At 53.5% G+C, this 17,191-nt stretch carries 15 protein-coding genes and 1 pseudogene; 11 read left to right on the top strand and 5 right to left on the bottom strand.

The window, feature by feature from the left end; genetic code table 11:
* Positions 1–43 precede the first annotated feature (43 nt).
* The 3 genes from GDA65_06340 to GDA65_06330 all read right to left on the bottom strand — a co-directional run bounded on the left by GDA65_06340 (position 44) and on the right by GDA65_06330 (position 3,160).
* Positions 44–1,027, bottom strand: coding sequence for a c-type cytochrome (locus tag GDA65_06340; GenBank protein ID MBA5862308.1), 984 nt, complete (start codon positions 1,025–1,027; stop codon positions 44–46).
* 1,433 nt (positions 1,028–2,460) lie between these two features.
* Entirely contained in the window at positions 2,461–2,889 is a 429-nt protein-coding gene (gene queF / locus GDA65_06335; protein MBA5862307.1) for an NADPH-dependent 7-cyano-7-deazaguanine reductase QueF, read from the bottom strand.
* A gap of 22 nt (positions 2,890–2,911) precedes the next feature.
* Positions 2,912–3,160, bottom strand: coding sequence for a hypothetical protein (locus tag GDA65_06330; GenBank protein ID MBA5862306.1), 249 nt, complete (start codon positions 3,158–3,160; stop codon positions 2,912–2,914).
* A gap of 465 nt (positions 3,161–3,625) precedes the next feature.
* Here GDA65_06330 and GDA65_06325 point away from each other — a divergent pair, with 465 nt between their 5' ends.
* The 5 genes and pseudogenes from GDA65_06325 (at position 3,626) to GDA65_06305 (ending at position 7,769) form a co-directional block, all read left to right on the top strand.
* A complete protein-coding gene (locus GDA65_06325; protein MBA5862305.1) occupies positions 3,626–4,525 on the top strand; it encodes a ferredoxin oxidoreductase in 900 nt (299 codons plus the stop codon).
* Between the two features lie 23 nt (positions 4,526–4,548).
* On the top strand, positions 4,549–5,262 hold the full coding sequence (locus GDA65_06320) for a ferredoxin oxidoreductase (protein ID MBA5862304.1): 714 nt from the start codon (positions 4,549–4,551) through the stop codon (positions 5,260–5,262).
* A 24-nt stretch (positions 5,263–5,286) separates the two neighbouring features.
* A pseudogene (locus GDA65_06315) lies at positions 5,287–5,517 on the top strand (hypothetical protein).
* A gap of 114 nt (positions 5,518–5,631) precedes the next feature.
* Positions 5,632–6,396: a 2-oxoglutarate:ferredoxin oxidoreductase gene (locus tag GDA65_06310; protein ID MBA5862303.1), complete on the top strand. Its 765-nt coding sequence runs from the start codon at positions 5,632–5,634 to the stop codon at positions 6,394–6,396.
* Positions 6,397–6,434: 38 nt separating this feature from the next.
* Positions 6,435–7,769: a ferredoxin oxidoreductase gene (locus GDA65_06305; GenBank protein MBA5862302.1), complete on the top strand. Its 1,335-nt coding sequence runs from the start codon at positions 6,435–6,437 to the stop codon at positions 7,767–7,769.
* 86 nt (positions 7,770–7,855) lie between these two features.
* Here GDA65_06305 and GDA65_06300 read toward each other — a convergent pair whose 3' ends face one another.
* On the bottom strand, positions 7,856–8,104 hold the full coding sequence (locus GDA65_06300; GenBank protein ID MBA5862301.1) for a hypothetical protein: 249 nt from the start codon (positions 8,102–8,104) through the stop codon (positions 7,856–7,858).
* A gap of 67 nt (positions 8,105–8,171) precedes the next feature.
* Between GDA65_06300 and GDA65_06295 the strand changes: the two genes are divergently transcribed.
* Positions 8,172–9,377, top strand: a complete 1,206-nt coding sequence (locus GDA65_06295) for a hypothetical protein (protein ID MBA5862300.1) — start codon at positions 8,172–8,174, stop codon at positions 9,375–9,377.
* 236 nt (positions 9,378–9,613) lie between these two features.
* Here GDA65_06295 and GDA65_06290 read toward each other — a convergent pair whose 3' ends face one another.
* The gene (locus GDA65_06290; GenBank protein ID MBA5862299.1) at positions 9,614–9,973 is read right to left on the bottom strand and encodes a hypothetical protein; all 360 of its coding nucleotides are present in this window, start codon (positions 9,971–9,973) and stop codon (positions 9,614–9,616) included.
* 119 nt (positions 9,974–10,092) lie between these two features.
* Here GDA65_06290 and GDA65_06285 point away from each other — a divergent pair, with 119 nt between their 5' ends.
* The 5 genes from GDA65_06285 to GDA65_06265 all read left to right on the top strand — a co-directional run bounded on the left by GDA65_06285 (position 10,093) and on the right by GDA65_06265 (position 17,176).
* Complete coding sequence (locus GDA65_06285; protein MBA5862298.1) at positions 10,093–10,521, top strand: hypothetical protein; 429 nt, start codon at positions 10,093–10,095, stop codon at positions 10,519–10,521.
* A 187-nt stretch (positions 10,522–10,708) separates the two neighbouring features.
* Positions 10,709–11,554, top strand: coding sequence for a DNA-formamidopyrimidine glycosylase (mutM, locus tag GDA65_06280; GenBank protein MBA5862297.1), 846 nt, complete (start codon positions 10,709–10,711; stop codon positions 11,552–11,554).
* 208 nt (positions 11,555–11,762) lie between these two features.
* Complete coding sequence (locus GDA65_06275) at positions 11,763–12,962, top strand: ATP citrate lyase (GenBank protein MBA5862296.1); 1,200 nt, start codon at positions 11,763–11,765, stop codon at positions 12,960–12,962.
* Between the two features lie 42 nt (positions 12,963–13,004).
* Complete coding sequence (locus GDA65_06270) at positions 13,005–14,825, top strand: ATP citrate lyase (GenBank protein MBA5862295.1); 1,821 nt, start codon at positions 13,005–13,007, stop codon at positions 14,823–14,825.
* Positions 14,826–14,932: 107 nt separating this feature from the next.
* Positions 14,933–17,176, top strand: a complete 2,244-nt coding sequence (locus GDA65_06265) for an aconitate hydratase (GenBank protein ID MBA5862294.1) — start codon at positions 14,933–14,935, stop codon at positions 17,174–17,176.
* Positions 17,177–17,191 lie beyond the last annotated feature (15 nt).

Below are 17,191 nucleotides of genomic sequence, written 5' to 3'. Positions count from 1 at the left end.
GCGAATGTCCGAAAGCTGGTTGTGATCTGTTCATGGCCGTGAATTATCTTCCATGCTGTCCGGATAAGGATTGGACGTACCACACCAAATCCCACAGCGCCTCCTCTTGTCCGGTAAATTCATTGGCGTATGAGGGCATCGGTGTGCCGTCCAGTCCGGTCATGAGGATGCGGAAGAGATCCTGGCCGGAGGCCCCGTTCTTCCATGACGACGGTGCGGTGAGATTCGTGGCCTGGATGGGAAGGTCGTTCGTATCGCGTAAGTGGCCGGCGATGGCTTCCGGCCCGTCCCCCTCGCCATTATCCCCGTGACATGCCCGGCAGTCGTATTTCATGTAGAGCGTTCGGCCATTGTGGATGCCGGCCTCGGTCGGCGAGGGGGGAGAGGAGGGGAAGGTGAGTGGGATGGGCTTCTCTTCTTCGAATGCTGTATTCCATGATTTGAGGTAGGCAATGACCTGCCACCGGTCCCGTTCGCTGAGTGAGCGATAGGCCGGCATGACACCGGGAATGCCTTGCGTGATGGTTTTGAACAGATCCTGATCTGTTGGAAGTTCGCCTGAAGCCGTGCTGCGCAGCTTGTACCCGTCCTTCACGAAGTTGCGTGGGCGTGGGCTGGAATAGCGGCCGATGAACCAGCCGGCCGGTCCGTCTCCTTCCCCGCCGATGCCGTGGCACCAGGCGCAAGCTTGCTCATAGATCCGGCGTCCTTCTAGGAGAGAGTCCCGGTTGGTGGCGGGGTTCACGGCTTGTACGGTAGATGCGCAGAGCCCCGTGACAACCAGCAGGATGAAGTATGTGAAGGTATTTGTGCGCATCGTAGTCTTTGCCCCAGTCCGTCTAGTACGCGATATCGATTCCCACGAAGAAGGCGTGTCGTAAATTACGGGCCGCCGCATTGCCGTCTTCTGCCCGCCGCAGGTTGAGGTCGTTTCGCGCGAACAGGGCCACATTGGACCGGAGGTATTGTTTGACCTGCATTCCAGCGAAGCTTTGAGATGTGCGCTGACTGAGGTCACCGCCGGCATCCATATTGTCGTATCGCAGGGAGAACAGAGTGCGGTTGGTCACATAGGTATCCAATGCCACCGATAGCCCGCTGGCGCTCTTGTCAAAGTTGGCTAAGCCAGCGGTCGGCACGTGGGCGATGCGGTCGAGGGTGTACATTCCGTAAAGGTCGAACATTTTGTAACGCAGATGCGCCGCTATGCCGTAGCGATTCCAGTTCACGTCTGCCAGGCCGAATCCTGTGAGGACAGTGGCATTGCTATTGCCGAGATAGGCGAATCCGGACAGGCTCGCCGAAAAATGTGCGGAGCGGGCGTAATCGAACCGCACGGCTCCGTAGAAGTCTTTGCCCTTATTGGAGTCGCCGAATGTTTCATTGGCGCCGTTCAGTATGCCGACCTGATACATAAACCACTCACCGAACGGGCGTCCCCGCACCTCAATTCCTGTTTCCGCGACCGCGTTGTAGAGCGAAGGGGCGTAGGGTGAGATGGCGGTACCCGATCGATTGTGCAGGCCGTAAAACTTGGCTGATGCTGCAAGCGGAAACAGTCCCGCGCGTTGTACCGTATTGGTTGAGGTGTTGATGCTGTCTCCGACAAACTCCAGTTGTTGTCGGAGCGTGGAGAACGAAAACGTTGCAGATGGGTCGATTCTTCCCACACGAATATTGGCGACATTGTTCCCGCCAAGATTGTTGAACGTCATGAAGGCCCGCTCAATCCCTGTTGACGATTCTTCCAGGTTGGACTCAAGCTCGGCAAAGAATCCGATGTTTCTCGTCAGGGAACCTGCCGTAAAGAGGCTGAATATCTCAGGGAACCCCAGCTCGCTGTTGTTTTGAACGGCTCCCGGCTCTGCGGCGGCCGGATTTTGTCGCTTAAAATTGTGCGTGCGCAGCACATTGCCGCGCAGCCGGACGCCGGTGTAGTTGGCGAAATCGTCCAAACTCAGGTCTCCCAGGTGTTTCTTGCCTGTTATGCCGCCATCTTCGGTTCCGGGGAGCTGATACCCATTTTCCAGGAAACGTTCTCCGAATGTATTGAGGCGTGGAGGGGCTGTATGGCATGCGGTGCAGTTCAATGTGTACTTCCGAGCAAATGCTGGAATCGCGTCTGCGGTGGGAACGGACACGGCATACGTTCCTGTCATGAAGGCCAGAACCGCCATCGTCAGCTGGGCGATGACAGTTCTCAGTGATCGTGTGAGCAACCCCTCATCCTTTTCTTGCTCGCGAACGGTCGCCGCCAGGCGCACCCGTACTACACCCCGACTGTCCGATGTCGGTGAATTCGGAGCGAGACTTTAGGCCGTGTGTGATCAGGACGGCTGCAATGGAGAGGGCGCAGGGGCCAGGTGCAATGGGAGTGCTGCGTGAACCCGGCTACGAAGAGCCAGGTAACGCTCTGGAGAGGTCGGCTGAGAAATGGACGGGATGATGTTGGAGCGCAGGCTATTCGGGGTATGTTGCCTCAATCACGCTGCGCAGTCCTCCGCGAGCGGCAAACTCACCCGTTACCTTGGCCCAAGTCGGACGGCAGGCGCGAACAACGTCTTCGAGAATGCGGTTGACCGCATTCTCATAGAATATGCCGACATTTCTGTAGGCATGAACATACATTTTGAGGGCTTTGAGCTCCAGGCAATGCTTATTCGGTTTATAGTGGAGAGTAATCGTTCCAAAATCTGGCAGATTGGTCTTCGGGCAGATGGCCGTATACTCGGGAATTACGATTGTAATTTCGTATCCTGTGTATTGGTTTGGGAAGGTTTCAATATCGGGTAGCGGGGAGGAGATCCCGCTCCGGGCATGCCGCTCGTTATAGCCGAGCCTGGTCGTTGATTCTCCAGCCTTCAGTTTTTTCTTGCTCTGTTCCCTCACGCGTCACCCCTTACCTGCATCATCACACTTGTTTCATCCATTCCAACTGGCCCAGCTCATTGAGCTTGTTGTACAGCGTGACCCAGGGGCAGGTCATATCCGGATAGACTTCGCAAAACCCGCCTTTGCGGACTCCTCCGCAGGGGCCATGGCTCATGAATTTCGGGCATTCGGCTTTGAGCGAACCATCGGGGATTGGTGGGCGCTTATGCACTCCTCCGACGCGCTGATCGCCCTGTTCTTCTCCTGGCGCAAGGACTCGTATTGCCATAGGTGCTATGAAAGCTAATCGTATTAAGCGATAATTTTTACGCGCTTCTCAGGTGAACTGCAACAGAATTGAACCTTATTTCGAGTTGTCCTCAGTCCAAAATCTTTGCGTTCAAGCGGATTTAGGGCCAAGGGCCTAGCAGGGCAGCACCCACTAGGCCTTCTTTCGTTCGGTGTGGGCCTTCTGCAAAGTTGCAATGCTTTTGTGGACTCTATAGACTTGCCGCTACCTTGGAATGACAGGCTCTTCCTAATTTGTAGCGCCGACTTGATTGACAGATTTTTTTGCGCTTTGTTACACTCGGCGGCATCAGGCAGTTAGGTCGTAAGTCGGCATTCCTTTCCGTTTCAGGAACACAGTCCAGTACTTAGTTCGAACAACGTCGATATAATTTGCATCTGGCTTTCTCCGGCCGTATTGAAGGACGGAAGGGAGTCACCAGCGCATAAAAGGGAGGGAATTCTTATGAGTCTTGATTACGTCAAGTTCTCGAGCGGCTTTGAAAAGTTCATGCCGAAAGAATATCGGGACATGGTCGAGCACGGTCCCTTTGGGAAAAAAGTCTCCGTTTCGCAGATGGGATCCTTCAAGGAAGTGCTGGAAGAGCACCCAATGTGCGCCGGGTGCGCTATGACCCTTTTCATCCGCCTTGCCATGATCGCATTTCCGAATCCCGAAGACACCATCACTGTTGGAACGGCTGGCTGTGGACGTTTGGCGATATCGCAGGCTGCCATTCCGTTCGTATACGGCAACTATGGTGACCAAAACGGTGTAGCCAGCGGGTTGTCCCGCGGATTGCGCCTTCGTTTTGGTGATAAGCCAAAAGATGTGGTGGTAATGGCCGGTGATGGCGGTACGGCAGATATCGGATTCCAGCAGGTCCTTCATTCCTGGTTCCGGAAGGAACGATTTACGACCATTATGTTGGACAACGAAGTATATGGCAATACGGGTGGGCAAGAAAGCGGAATGACGAATCGTGGTGCCGTGCTGAAGATGGCTCCATTGGGAAAAAAGTTTGAGAAAATGGATATGTTGCAGATGGCGAAGGTCGCCGGCTGCGCGTACGTTGCGACCGTAGTCCCGAACAATCCGCGCCGGGTTGAGAGCGTCATCAAGAAGGCTGTGCTGATCGCCAGAGAGGTTGGATCAACGTATATCCAGGCCTACACCTCTTGTAACATTGAGTACGCCATTCCAACCGACAAGGTCATGGAAGACGCCAAAAACGTTGAAAACGATCGCTACCAGTTCTCCGAATACATTACCGATGAAGCAAAGCAATTTCTCACGGAGCGCTATGGCTACAAGGAGTTCCTCCCGAAGCCCGTTGCTCCTGCTCCTGGGCTCCCGAAGGCCTGAGCAACCTTTAAGGAGGATTCAGTATGGCGACACGGTTCAATATTCGGATGGCGGGTGTGGGTGGCCAGGGCGTTGTCACCGGTTCACACATTCTCAGCACGGCAGTTATTCATGCAGGTGGAGAAAGCACGATCGTTCCGTTTTACGGGTCGGAAAAGCGCATGGCGCCGGTTGAGAGCTACGTGAGAGTTTCAGACGAGCCTATTTACGAAATTGGCGAAATCACCTTCCCTCACATCATTATCATTTTTCACCCCCAGGTTATTACGCACGGCAAGTCGTATACGATGCCATTCTATTTCGGCTTAAAGGAGAATGGTATCGCATTGATCAATAACGACGGTCCGATGAAATTGCATCGGGACCAGGCTCGCGAACTTGAAGAGCGTCATGCAAAACTCTACTACTTCCCTGCTACAAAGCTCTCCCTGGAAGTTGCGGGAATGGATCTCGCTACCAATATGGCGCTCATGGGATGCATTGGAGCTATTACTGGACTCACTTCGGTAGAGGCGCTAGAGCAGTCCGTCAAGGATCGATTCCTCGGAAAGGGCTTTGTCGTATCTGGCGGAACGGCGGCTTTGGACAGTGTCGTCGAGCGAAAGTTTAAGAAAAAACAAGAGTTGATTGAGAAAAATGTGGCGGTCATTCGAGCTGGCTGGAACTATGCTGTTGACCATGGATGGTCCGCACCATCCGTGAAACGTTCGGAAGCGGCAGAGAGCGTCACAGCGTAATCCGGTTCACGACAAGGAGTTCTCATGTATCTCGTAGCCGATATCAGCGTTGAGATCTGTGCCGCAAAAAGCTGCAAGCTGTGCACCCAATATTGCCCCGAAGCCAATACCATTCTTTATAGTGATGAAATGGGCAAGGATAAGGGGTTTAAGTATGGGTCAGCGTATGTGGCGGTAGATCGGTGCAAGGGCTGCGCGCAATGCGTGTGGGTCTGCGACAACATGGCTAAGAATAATGCCATTAAAATGATCATGATCGACCAGTTGCCGGTGGCGGCATTGACGGACAATATTACCTATGGGGAAAAGAGTACGACGGCTACATTGGTTAGCCCCGTAGTTGGGTAATTGGACGAAAGGGGAACGGGCGTGGGAACGACGCAAGATGCTAGAGAGCGGATTATCGTGCCGGGACCGGCAGGGTTCCATCCACCGTCAGCAGCTCAGTTAGGAGTGTCGCTGCCTGATCCTGGGCAGGGCCTGTATTACGGCCTCCTCGAACCTAATGAAGACGCAGTGATCGAAGAAATGGCTCGGAAAATGTTGACGAGTCCGAATGCAACGATCTTCCCAGGACCTCTCGTCTTGTGGGCATGGAACAACCATGCAACTGAAAAAGCAAAGGCAGTTCTGGAGATTGCGGCGCAGATCCCGGAAGTCATGATTATTCCCATGCCCGACTATCGTCCCAAGTATCCGAAGATCGATCCTGAAGAGGTGATCAATCCGAATCACCCCAATCTTACGATTTGGGGTAACAAGATTGAGGCGTGTATCTTTATTGGCGTGCATTGTCACTATGCTAATCTCACTCTGAAAATGATTCGCGCAGGGACGAATTGCTGCACAATGGCTATTTGCGCTGAGCAAGGACATGAAGACGCCATGCTGACGATTCGGGACTCCGACACTATAAAGTTGAAGAAGACCGCGCAAATTTTCAAGAAAGTTCGTGAGGAAATGGGCATTAAGCTCCCTGACAATGGGGAAAATGTCCGCTTCACCGGGACTCAGTCGAAGGTCCACGATGGCAAAACGCACACAAATCCTATGACTTTTATGCCTTCAGCTGCTGGGGCAGGCAGTGCAGCAGCTTTTGGTCACTCGCCTGATCAAATGAAGCGAGAAGGCTAGAGTTTTAGGCAAAGGCGATACAGTCAAGAGGTGTAACGATGAGCGAAGCACAAAAGACTAGTCCACAGGGCGATCCGGCCACGAGCGTATCGCCAGCCAAGGTAGAAGCTAAGAAGGATCCGCATGCGGCCGCCAAGCAACAGAAGGTCGTCACGCCGGAGTACATGTTCTTGGAAGCTCCAAGAACCAAGGAATTTATTACCGGCAGTGAGGCGGCAAAAGAGGCCATCCGTCGATCCAACGTCGATTTAGCCATTGCTTATCCAATCACCCCTCAAAGCGAAACCATGCAGCTTGTTGGTGTGCTCTACGGTGAAGGGTATGTGAAAGAGTATTACCGTGGCGAAGAAGAGGTCGGCGTCATGGCGGCTATTGCCGGTGGTTCGCGAGCCGGCGTTCGCTGTTACACCGCGACTGCGGGTCCCGGCACATTGAGAGGCCTTGAAGGGATCGCATCATGGCCTGGTCATCGGTTGCCTGTCGTGGCTATGTTTACCTGTCGAGTGGTGAACGCGCCCTTGGCTATTCAGCCTGATAATATCGAAGTGTCGTATCTGCTCAATTGCGGCATGATTGTGTTCCATGCTGAGAATCAGCAGGATATGTATGACTTTACATTGGCGGGGTTTGTCATCAGCGAAAAGAATGATGTCACTCTTCCCGTTGGTGTATGTTGTGACGGGTTCTTTGTTACCCATGCTCGAGGTTACGTGCGCATGCAGGATCGCGACATGAAGCTTCCGCCCCGTGAGCCGTGGCGTGGAGCTGTTCCAGTTCTGGATGCAGAGAATCCACCGGCCCGCCTCTCTCGAGACGCCCCAGTTCAAAAATCAAACTTTATGGCATACAACATCCATGCTGTCTGGCAGCAGGAAGTGTGGGCTGCGGTCGAACGTTCCCGAAAGTACATTAATCAGTACATGGGTGGGCTGCTTACTGCTGAAAATGTCGAGGATGCTGAGGCAGTCATTATTGCTTCAGGTAGTGCAGCGGCTCAATCTCGCGAGGCCGTTCGCATTTGTGCGGAAAAGGGCATTAAGATTGGCCTGATTAAGATTCGATCCCTTCGACCTTTCCCGACCCAAGAGTTGCGTAAACTCTGCGGAAAAGCCAAGTTGATTGTTGTGCCGGAGTTTAACTATGTCGGATGGTTGGCAAAAGAAGTGGCAACCGCGATCTATGGTTTTTCAAATGCGAAGATCATCGGCGGACCACGGGTTTATGGTGGGCAGTCAATGCCGGTAGAGTTGATTGTTGATGAAGTTGAGTCTGGTTTAACCGGAAAGAAGTCAACGAACGTAGCAATTTCCCAGGTCATGGGCGCATCGGCTGCTGATCATGAAGCGATGGGTCATTTCATGCGCAGCATCTGAGGTTTAGCCGCGCAATCTTAGTCAAGTAGCAGGGCCCGTTCGGCTTCGCCGAACGGGCCCTCTGCATTTCATCATTCTGAACGCGCTCAACCCTGAAGATCATCTTCCACGAGATCGGGGCTTTCTGGCATACCGTGAGCCACGTATTTGGCATAGGACAAATAGATAGATGCGCTATCACGCATGGCTTTGGTTCCATTGGCCATGCGATGCAGCCTGTCTGATTCGGGGGGTTCGGTTTTACGGAGATGATCGACATGGTCATGAAGGACCATGGTAAAACGCTCCATGGCCATTTCTACCTCGCGATAGGCTTGCAAAATAGGGTCTGTCATGTGAAGTACTCCTCTGGTGCTCAGAATACCGTAGCAGTCTTTGGAGGGTCAACCGAAGGTCGTGACTATGTACCAATTATCACCCGCCGTGCTAAGGAGCATCTCGATTCTGGCCAAACTCGATATTCTTAAAGGCGATCAGGGTATTCCGGAGTCACTACTTCATGGAGTGAGAAATCTCTCCGAAATGTTTACCCGGGGAGATGGGGGGGGCGGGAAAGCCTATCTTGAAGACCAGCGGCTCCGTGCCAGCTACCTGAATTATTATGTGCCGGTGAACGTGGGCAAGGTCCAGCTTCTTTTGGAAGAGTTGCGTCCTGTCCTTCCCTCCTTCTCAGATGAAGAATTTCGAGTGTTGGATCTAGGGGGAGGGCCTGGAACCGGCGCCCTCGCGCTATTGGATTGGTGCAGTTCTCGGTCTCTGCCGCCGGTAGCGTCCCTCCGTATGACGGTGGTTGACCGTTCGACCGAGGCGATGAAATTGTGTGCAGAACTCTGGCAGGCCTATGTCAGGCAGAATCACATTCCTGCCGTTCAACCCTTGAAGACTGTTGTCTGTAATCTTGAACGCTCCCTTCCGTCAGTCCTTACAATGGCTGAGCAGGAAAATGCCTACCACCTTATTATTGTCCAGAATCTGCTCTCAGAGTTGTTTGCCGGAAGTTCGGATCTCATTGATCAGCGGGCGGCACTGGTCAACCACTTGGTGAGCTGTCTGGCGAACGACGGAAGCTTGATGCTGATTGAGCCGGCGTCGAAGTCTGCATCCCGGGCGTTGCATCAGATACGGAACAATCTACTGTACGGATCGCAATGTTCGGTGTACAGCCCCTGCCTGCATGACCAACCTTGTCCGGCGTTGATCAAACCCGACGATTGGTGCCATGAAGAGCGGAGGTGGGAAACTCCCGCGTGGATCGGTCAGATTGATCGAGAAGTGGGATTTATCAAAGATGCACTTAAATTTTCATATGTCATCCTGCGCAAGGATGGGAAGACTTTGGTCCCTCGAAATCCAGGCTACCACCGCGTGGTGAGCGAGTTGCGCGAAATGAAGGGCGAAAAAAGGGTTTGGTTGTGCGATGAGACGGGGAGGTCTGAGGTTGGCCGACAAGATAAAGAGCGCTCATTGTCGAACGCAGCATTAGACCAATGGCATCGTGGAGCAGTTGTTCAGGTCGATGAAATTGTGAGAAAGGAAAGAAAGGGCCGCCCGGCAATGGTCGGCCGCATTCTCTCTTCCGGCGTTGTGAAAGTCATTCGGCCTGCGTGAAGCCCTAGTCTGCTTCAGGCTCTGAGGAGCCGTGTTGATGAGATACGCGGTCCTCATCAAAGAGCGCAGCCATTTCCGCCGCAATCATGTCTTGGTCGTTCGGGACCGAGACGAGCGGAATTTCCTTACGGGGCTTAGGTGGTGTCTCAGGAGCAGGGGGCGGTACTTGCTGGGAATGTGGGCTCTGTGAATCGCTCATAGTACATTCAGTATACACGAAACTCCGATGGTAAGGGCTATTCAAATGCTTCTAACGAAGAACGTTCAGGGAACTGGGTGCGGCATTCAGTGCACGTGACAAAATAAATCGCGTCTCTGACAGACATGGTAATCCGGAAGTCGAGAGAGACCCCTTGGTGTTGACAGTTTGGGCAAGAAATCTCTTTGAGCCGGTATGGAATATCCGGTTGAGTCCGCACATAAAAGTCCATGTCCGTATACACCGGAAAGCTATAGCGGCATTTCAGGCACACGCCGCGGCATTCTCCGTCAGGTTGTAATGTGCGACGATCAATGCCGAATGTGTTCGTTTTGCAGATGGCGCACTGCACACTGGATAGCCGCTGTTCTATCTGGTCTATCGGAATAAGAGTCATCATGTTTCCTCGGTACCTGAGGAGAGTATACTCATCACTATGGGAGTTCTTCAATTGTCGGACGGCAAATCGTACGAATTCCTTGACCCCCTCACACAGCACCCTATACTAACCCCACAATGCATATGATCAACAAGCGTCTCCTCGTGGGTAATGCCGAAGATGCGAAGAATCCTCCGTCGCAAGTCGGGGCGATACTCATGGTCGCAGAGGAGCAAAATGTGACGGTTCCTCATCGGGTTATCTATGCCAAGATTCCCTTGAAGGAGTTTGGTGAGCCAGCGGTGACAGCCGTGTACGAAGCAGTGCACTGGATCGAGGCGCACTTGCCTAACAATCGCTTGATGGTGTGTTGTCGAGCGGGCATGGGACGCTCGGTCTCCATAGTAATCGCCTATCTTTGCTGTGTAGAGGGCATGACATATGCCGACGCGCTTAAGCTGGCCCTCACCAGACGCCCAGGTGGCATGCCCTTGCCTCGCCTTGGTGAGGTTATCGAGGATGTTTGCCGCAAGCGTCAGGGGATAAAGGAATCTTCCCGCTCTTAGGTTATCTGCGAAAACGCAGATAGTCCCTTTCCCGTTCTCAGTCCTCACCCGTTCTGTGTGTTCTTACATCTGTTTCTTTGCCAATTGTTTGAATGTGCGCCCGCGGGAGTTGCATTTTCTCCCATCTCCATGGCGTAATTTAGCTATTTGGGGATCTCCCTCCCCTTTGTGTAGGACCCCTTTTCCCATGCCTGAATTGCCTGAAGCAGAAGTCGCTACGCGTCAATTGCGCGAACGAGTTGTTGGAGCCATGGTGAGCGATTGCTGGGTGGGGCGAGGAGACATTGTCCGGGAAGGTTTGTCCACCTTGGAGTGGTTCCGCCGGGCAACGATTACAGGAGTTGAGCGAAGAGGGAAGAGTGTCATCATCACATTTCTCCGCGCAGCGCAGACACGATTTCTTGCAGCCGAATTGGGCATGACAGGGCTGCTATTGTTCCGGAATACGCCGACTAAATACCCGCAACATACGCATTTTGTCCTGCAACTTGAAGGAGGGGAAGAACCTGAGATTCGATATTGGAATCCTCGTCGATTCGGACGACTTTCGTTGTTGGACCAGGCCGGGCTGGATCAATATACCTCTCGTCGATTTGGGCCAGATCCTCTTCTGATAAGTCTCAAGCAATTTGTGCAATTGCTTTCATCTACACGTAGCAGGTTGAAACCTCTGCTGATGCATCAACAGGCTATCGCAGGGATTGGGAATATTTACGCCAATGAAATCCTGTTTCGTGCCCGGCTTCATCCGGACCAGGCCGCCAATCAGGTGGGAGAAAAGGCGGTGATGCGGCTGCATGAAATTATGGTCGACGTCTTACGCGAGGCCATCGCTATGGGGGGATCTAGCGTACGGGATTATTTTGCACCGGATGGGACGGAGGGACAGTACAAGCGCCGGCATTTAGTCTATGCCAAGTCCGGCGAGTCCTGCCCGAACGATTGCGGGACGGTGATTAAGCGATCCGTCGGTGAACGAAGTTCATTTTACTGTCCTCAATGTCAACGGATTCGTCGCCCTCGGGTTGGCTAGGCGCGGAGTGTCGGTGGTTGTTCATCTTGACATTCGTCATGACAAGATAAGCTTATCAGTAATTTATGGTGGTGAATCTTCAGTGCGCATTGTGGTAGGACTTCTGAGCTCGTAGCGTAGGCCCTTTGGAGGATTGAGCTAATCGACGGAATTCGGTACTCTGTCGCTCCGTTTCTCTGCCCTCTCACACACCAAGGAGTCGTCAATCATGGCGAAAGTGCTGGAAGGTCCCGGGATGGGGCTGATGAAGAAGTGGGGAATCAATGTCCCCAATTACGTGGTCGTCACTTCAGTTGATGAGCTGACCAGATTGGGGCAAGCCAATGAATGGTTGAAGAAATCTAAGCTTGTTGCCAAAGCGCACGAAGCGCTCGGCTCGCGTTTCAAACTGGGCTTGGTCAAGGTTGATTTAGATTTCAAGGCTGCGGAAGCCGCAACCAAGGAGATGATTGGCCGACAAGTCGGTAGCATCACCGTGACTCAGGTCATTGTTTCCGAAATGATCCCGCACAAGGAAGAATATTATTGTGCCGTGAAATCGACGCGCGAAGGCAGTGAGATTCTTGTGGCCAATTGTGGCGGAATTGAAGTTGAATCAAATTGGGATCGTGTCAAACGTTTGTGTCTCGAGATTGGGCAATCCCCCTCCCCGGAATCCCTCGAAAAGCTGAGTAAGGAAGCAGGATTCTCGGGCGCGCTCGCCAAAAAGATGGCTGAGTTCGCCGGGAAAATGTTTGCGTGCTTTGATAGTGAAGACGCGCAGTATCTCGAAGTCAATCCGGTGGTTCTTCGAGCCGGGGATGATGAACTGGTTGCCCTTGATGCGGTCACGCTTCTCGATGGTGATGCCAAGTTCAGACACCCCGATTGGAACTTTGCCTTTGCCGCGGAATTCGGCCGAGCGTACTCCAGGCAGGAGCTCGAGGTCATGGCAGTCGATAGCAAGATCAAGGGCTCAGTCAAATTCATTGAAATTCCTGGCGGCGATACAGCCATGTTGCCTGCCGGCGGAGGCGCCAGTGTGTATTACTCGGATGCCGTGGTCGCTCGTGGCGGCAAGTTGGCGAATTATGCGGAGTACTCTGGGGATCCACCAGATTGGGCGGTCGAAGTTCTAACGGAGAAAGTTTGCTCCCTTCCTGGTATCAGGAACATCATCGTCGGTGGCGCCATTGCAAATTTCACCGATGTAAAAAAGACATTCGGCGGCATCATCAACGGTTTTCGGAAGGCAAAGTCAGAAGGCAAACTAAAGAACGTGAAGATTTGGGTGCGTCGTGGCGGGCCGCGTGAAAAAGAGGGCCTTGATGCGATGCGCGCGCTGAAAGACGAGGGCTTCGATATAAATGTCTTCGACCGCAACACACCGCTTACCGACATTGTCGACAAGGCACTTCAGGCAAAGTAGCCTGCCGCCTATGACCAACTGAATATAAGGGGAGATCCCGAGATGAGTATTCTGGCAAACAAAGACACCCGCGTGGTGATCCAGGGTGGTCAAGCCGGTGTCAACGCCGCCCGCCGCATGGCCGAGTTCTGTTATCTCATCAAGCGTCCGCTGAATGTCGAGGCGTTCGTCTATCCGCCGGATGCCGGCAAGACCAATGAGATTCCTTATGGCAGCGGCCTCATCGCCATTCCGGTCTATAAGTCTATTGCCGAAGCGACGAAGCATCACCCGACTCTTAACACCAGTCTGGTGTACATCGGTGCCGACCGTGCGATGAAGGGTGGAATGGAAGCGCTCGATGACTCGCATATCAAGGTGGTCTCGATGATCACTGAGGGCGTGCCGGAGAAGGACGCAAAGATTCTGGGCGCCCATGCCCGCAAGTTGGGCAAGGTGTTTAATGGTCCCTCCTCAATCGGTATCATTTCAGCGGGGGCCTGCCGTCTTGGTGTGATTGGCGGTGCGTTTGACAACCTCGTCCTTTCTAAGCTGTATCGTGAGGGTTCGTTCGGCGTCATTACCAAATCTGGTGGTCTCTCGAACGAAATCATCTGGATCTGTTCCCAATTTGCCGACGGCATTACGACGGCGATCGGGATTGGTGGCGATGCCTACCCTGGCACGGATTACGTCAGCTATCTTGAGATGTTCGAAAACGATCCGCAGACGAAAGCGGTCGTGATTGTGGGCGAAATGGGCGGCGACCTTGAAGAGCGCGCGGCTGAATGGTATGGAGCCAAGAAGCGGCGAGTCAAGCTGATCGCCGTGGTGTCCGGTTTTTGCCAGGAGAGTTTGCCCAAAGGGATGAAATTCGGTCATGCCGGCGCCAAGGAAGGCATGAAAGGCGAAGGTTCCGCTCGGTCGAAGTCCGATGCGCTCAAGAAATCTGGCGCACTTGTGCCCCCCACCTTTGGCGCCTTGGGTCCGGCGATCAAAGAAACCTATGAAGAATTGCTGAAGTCCGGTCAGGTAAAAGCGCCGGTCGAACCGTCGGTTTTGCCACGTCTGCCGAAGACGGTTGAGGAGGCGATGAAGGCCGATGAAGTCATGGTTGCACCGCTGATCCGTACGACCATTAGCGATGACCGGGGCGACGAGCCCTGTTACGACGGATATCCCGCCTCCGAACTCATCAATAAAGGGTACGAGATTCCTCACGTAATCGGCCTTCTATGGGACAAGCGGTTGATCTCAAAGCAGGAAGCCGAAATCATTAAGCGCATCATGATGCTCTCTGCAGATCATGGCCCATGTGTGAGTGGGGCCTACGCGACGATCTTGGCTGCCTGTGCAGGCATCGGGTTGTCACAGTCGGTTGCGGCGGGCATGATCATGATTGGGCCGCGTTTTGGTGGGGCAGTCACTGATGCCGGACGGTTCTTTAAGTATGCCGTCGACAACAAAATGTCGGTCGACGAATTTTTGGCATACATGAAGAAGAATCATGGCCCGGTGCCGGGTATCGGCCATCGTGTGAAGAGCCTGCGCAATCCCGATAAACGGGTCAAGGAGCTGGTGGGTTATGTCAAGAGCCTTAAGATTAAGACCCCTTGCTTGGACTTTGCGCTTGAAGTTGAGAAAGTCACATCGGTGAAGAAGGACAATTTGATCCTGAACGTCGATGGAACTATGGCGGCTGTGTTAGTCGATATCGGGTTCCCGATCGATAGCTTGAACGGATTCTTCATTCTTTCGCGTACGATTGGTTTGATCGGCCACTGGGTTGATCAGAAGCGTCAAGATAGCCGCTTGATCCGGTTGTTCGACTATCTGGTGAATTATGCGGCGCCCAAGCGTCGCGAAGTGCCGCCGCTGAAGTAGCATAAAACGTGACCTGCCTTTTGTGAGAGGGTTCCGGATGGAGTCCGCGTGCTCACAATGGACGGGTCATGCAAATTATAGATTGTATAACAGACGGAGAACCCACTATGTCCATGGATCTCGCCAAAGCACTCTATGCCAAGATGCCGGATGTCTTTGCCAAGGCTAGAAAGAAGTTCGGCCGGGGTTTGACGCTTGCCGAAAAGATTCTGGTCTCGCACGCGGACAACTTTGATAGCCAGAACTGGGAACGGGGCAAAGCCATGCTGGCACTCCGTCCGGATCGTGTGGCCATGCAGGATGCCACGGCTCAGATGGCCGTGCTGCAATTCATGCAAGCCAACAAGAAAAAGGCCGCGGTTCCGAGCACCATCCACTGTGACCACTTGATCCGCGCTGAAATGGGATCCCAAAAGGACCTCCTCCGCGCGCTCGATGAGAACAAGGAAGTCTATAACTTTCTCGCCTCTGCCGCAAAAAAGTACGGCATTGGGTTTTGGAAACCGGGTGCCGGCATCATTCACCAAGTTGTGTTGGAGAACTACGCATTTCCCGGTTGCTTGATCATCGGAACCGACTCACACACTCCGAATGGCGGTGGCTTAGGAGGACTGGCGATCGGTGTTGGTGGAGCTGATGCCGGAGAAGTGATGGCTGGCCTCCCCTGGGAAGTGCTTCACCCCAAATTGATCGGCGTGCGATTGACCGGCAAACTCAATGGCTGGGCTTCCCCAAAAGACGTGATTCTCTACCTGTGTGGACTGCTTACGGTGAAGGGCGGCACCAACAAGATTGTTGAGTACTTCGGCCCGGGCGCCGAAACCATCAGCGCCACCGGTAAGGGCACCATTTGCAATATGGGCGCAGAATTAGGTGCCACGACCTCCGTCTTCCCGTTCGATGAGAAGATGGTGGCCTATATGAAGATTACCGACCGCGCCGATCTGGCGAGCTTTACGCAATCGCACAAAGATCTGCTGGTGGCCGATCCCGAAGTCGCTCATTCGCCAGAAAAATACTACGATCAGATTGTCGAGATCGACCTGTCAAAGCTGGAGCCGCATGTCGTCGGTCCCCACACGCCTGATCTGGCCCGGCCGATTTCAAAATTAAAAGCCGAGGCGCAAGAAAAGGGATATCCGGTCGAACTGAAGGCGGCGTTGATCGGCAGTTGTACGAACTCCTCGTATGAGGACATCAGCCGTTCCGCCCATGTGGCTCAGCAGGCATTGAAGGCTGGCTTGAAAGCGAAGGCTTCATTTCTGATCTCTCCAGGCTCTGAACGCATTTATCACACGATGAAGCGGGATGGGTTCATGGATACGTTCGAGAAGCTCGGCGGTACCGTGTTGTCAAATTCCTGCGGTCCCTGCATTGGACAGTGGAAGCGGGCAGACGGAGTCAAAGGACGTGCAGACTCCATCGTCAGCTCCTTCAATCGCAATTTCCCAGGACGTAATGACGGGATCAGCGAAACGCTGTCGTTCCTCGCCAGTCCGGAAGTCGTGACGGCGTACGCCATCACTGGCGATCTAGGTTTTGACCCAGTCAACCAGTCGGTCAAGGGGGCAGACGGCAAGGAGTTCAAGCTTCAACCGCCGGTTGGTGAGGAGTTGCCGGCGAAAGGCTTTGCCAAAGGCGAAGAAGGTTTCGTCGCGCCGGCAGAAGATGGTTCAAATCTGACCGTCGACATTCCGCCGACCAGCGAGCGATTGCAGCTGTTGCAACCGTTCCCCAAATGGGATGGCAAGGACTTCGAGAAATTGCCGCTCCTGATCAAGACCAAAGGTAAGACTACGACCGATCATATTTCTCCGGCTGGGCCGTGGCTCAAGTTCCGCGGTCACTTGGACAAAATCAGCGACAATATGTTCCTCGGCGCCAACAACAGCTTCTCGTCGGAGCCAGGTAAGGGAACCAACGTCCTGACCGGTGAATCCAACCTGACGATGGCTCAGATCGCGCGGGCATACAAGGCCAAGGGTATTGGGTCCATTGTCGTGGGAGACGAGAACTACGGCGAAGGCAGCAGCCGCGAACATGCTGCGATGTCTCCGCGCTTTTTGAACGTGCGGGTAGTGATCACGAAAAGCTTTGCTCGCATCCATGAAACGAATCTGAAGAAGCAAGGCATTCTCCCGCTCACGTTCGCCGATCCCAAGGACTACGAAAAGATCGAACAGAACGATCGCATCAGTGTTATAGATCTGGCCAATCTGGCGCCTGGTAGGCCGGTGACAGTGGTCGTTCATAAGACTGGCGGCGATGTCAAGATTCAGACGAATCACAGCATGACCGCGCAGCAAATCACCTGGTTCAAGGCCGGATCAGCGTTGAATGCTTTGAACTAAACCAATACAGCAAAG

Origin of the sequence: Nitrospira sp. CR1.1 (genome assembly GCA_014055465.1) — a bacterium.
GTDB lineage: Bacteria > Nitrospirota > Nitrospiria > Nitrospirales > Nitrospiraceae > Nitrospira_A.
The sequence above is the reverse complement of the archived record's forward strand: the minus strand, read 5'-3'. Positions and strand labels throughout refer to the sequence as shown.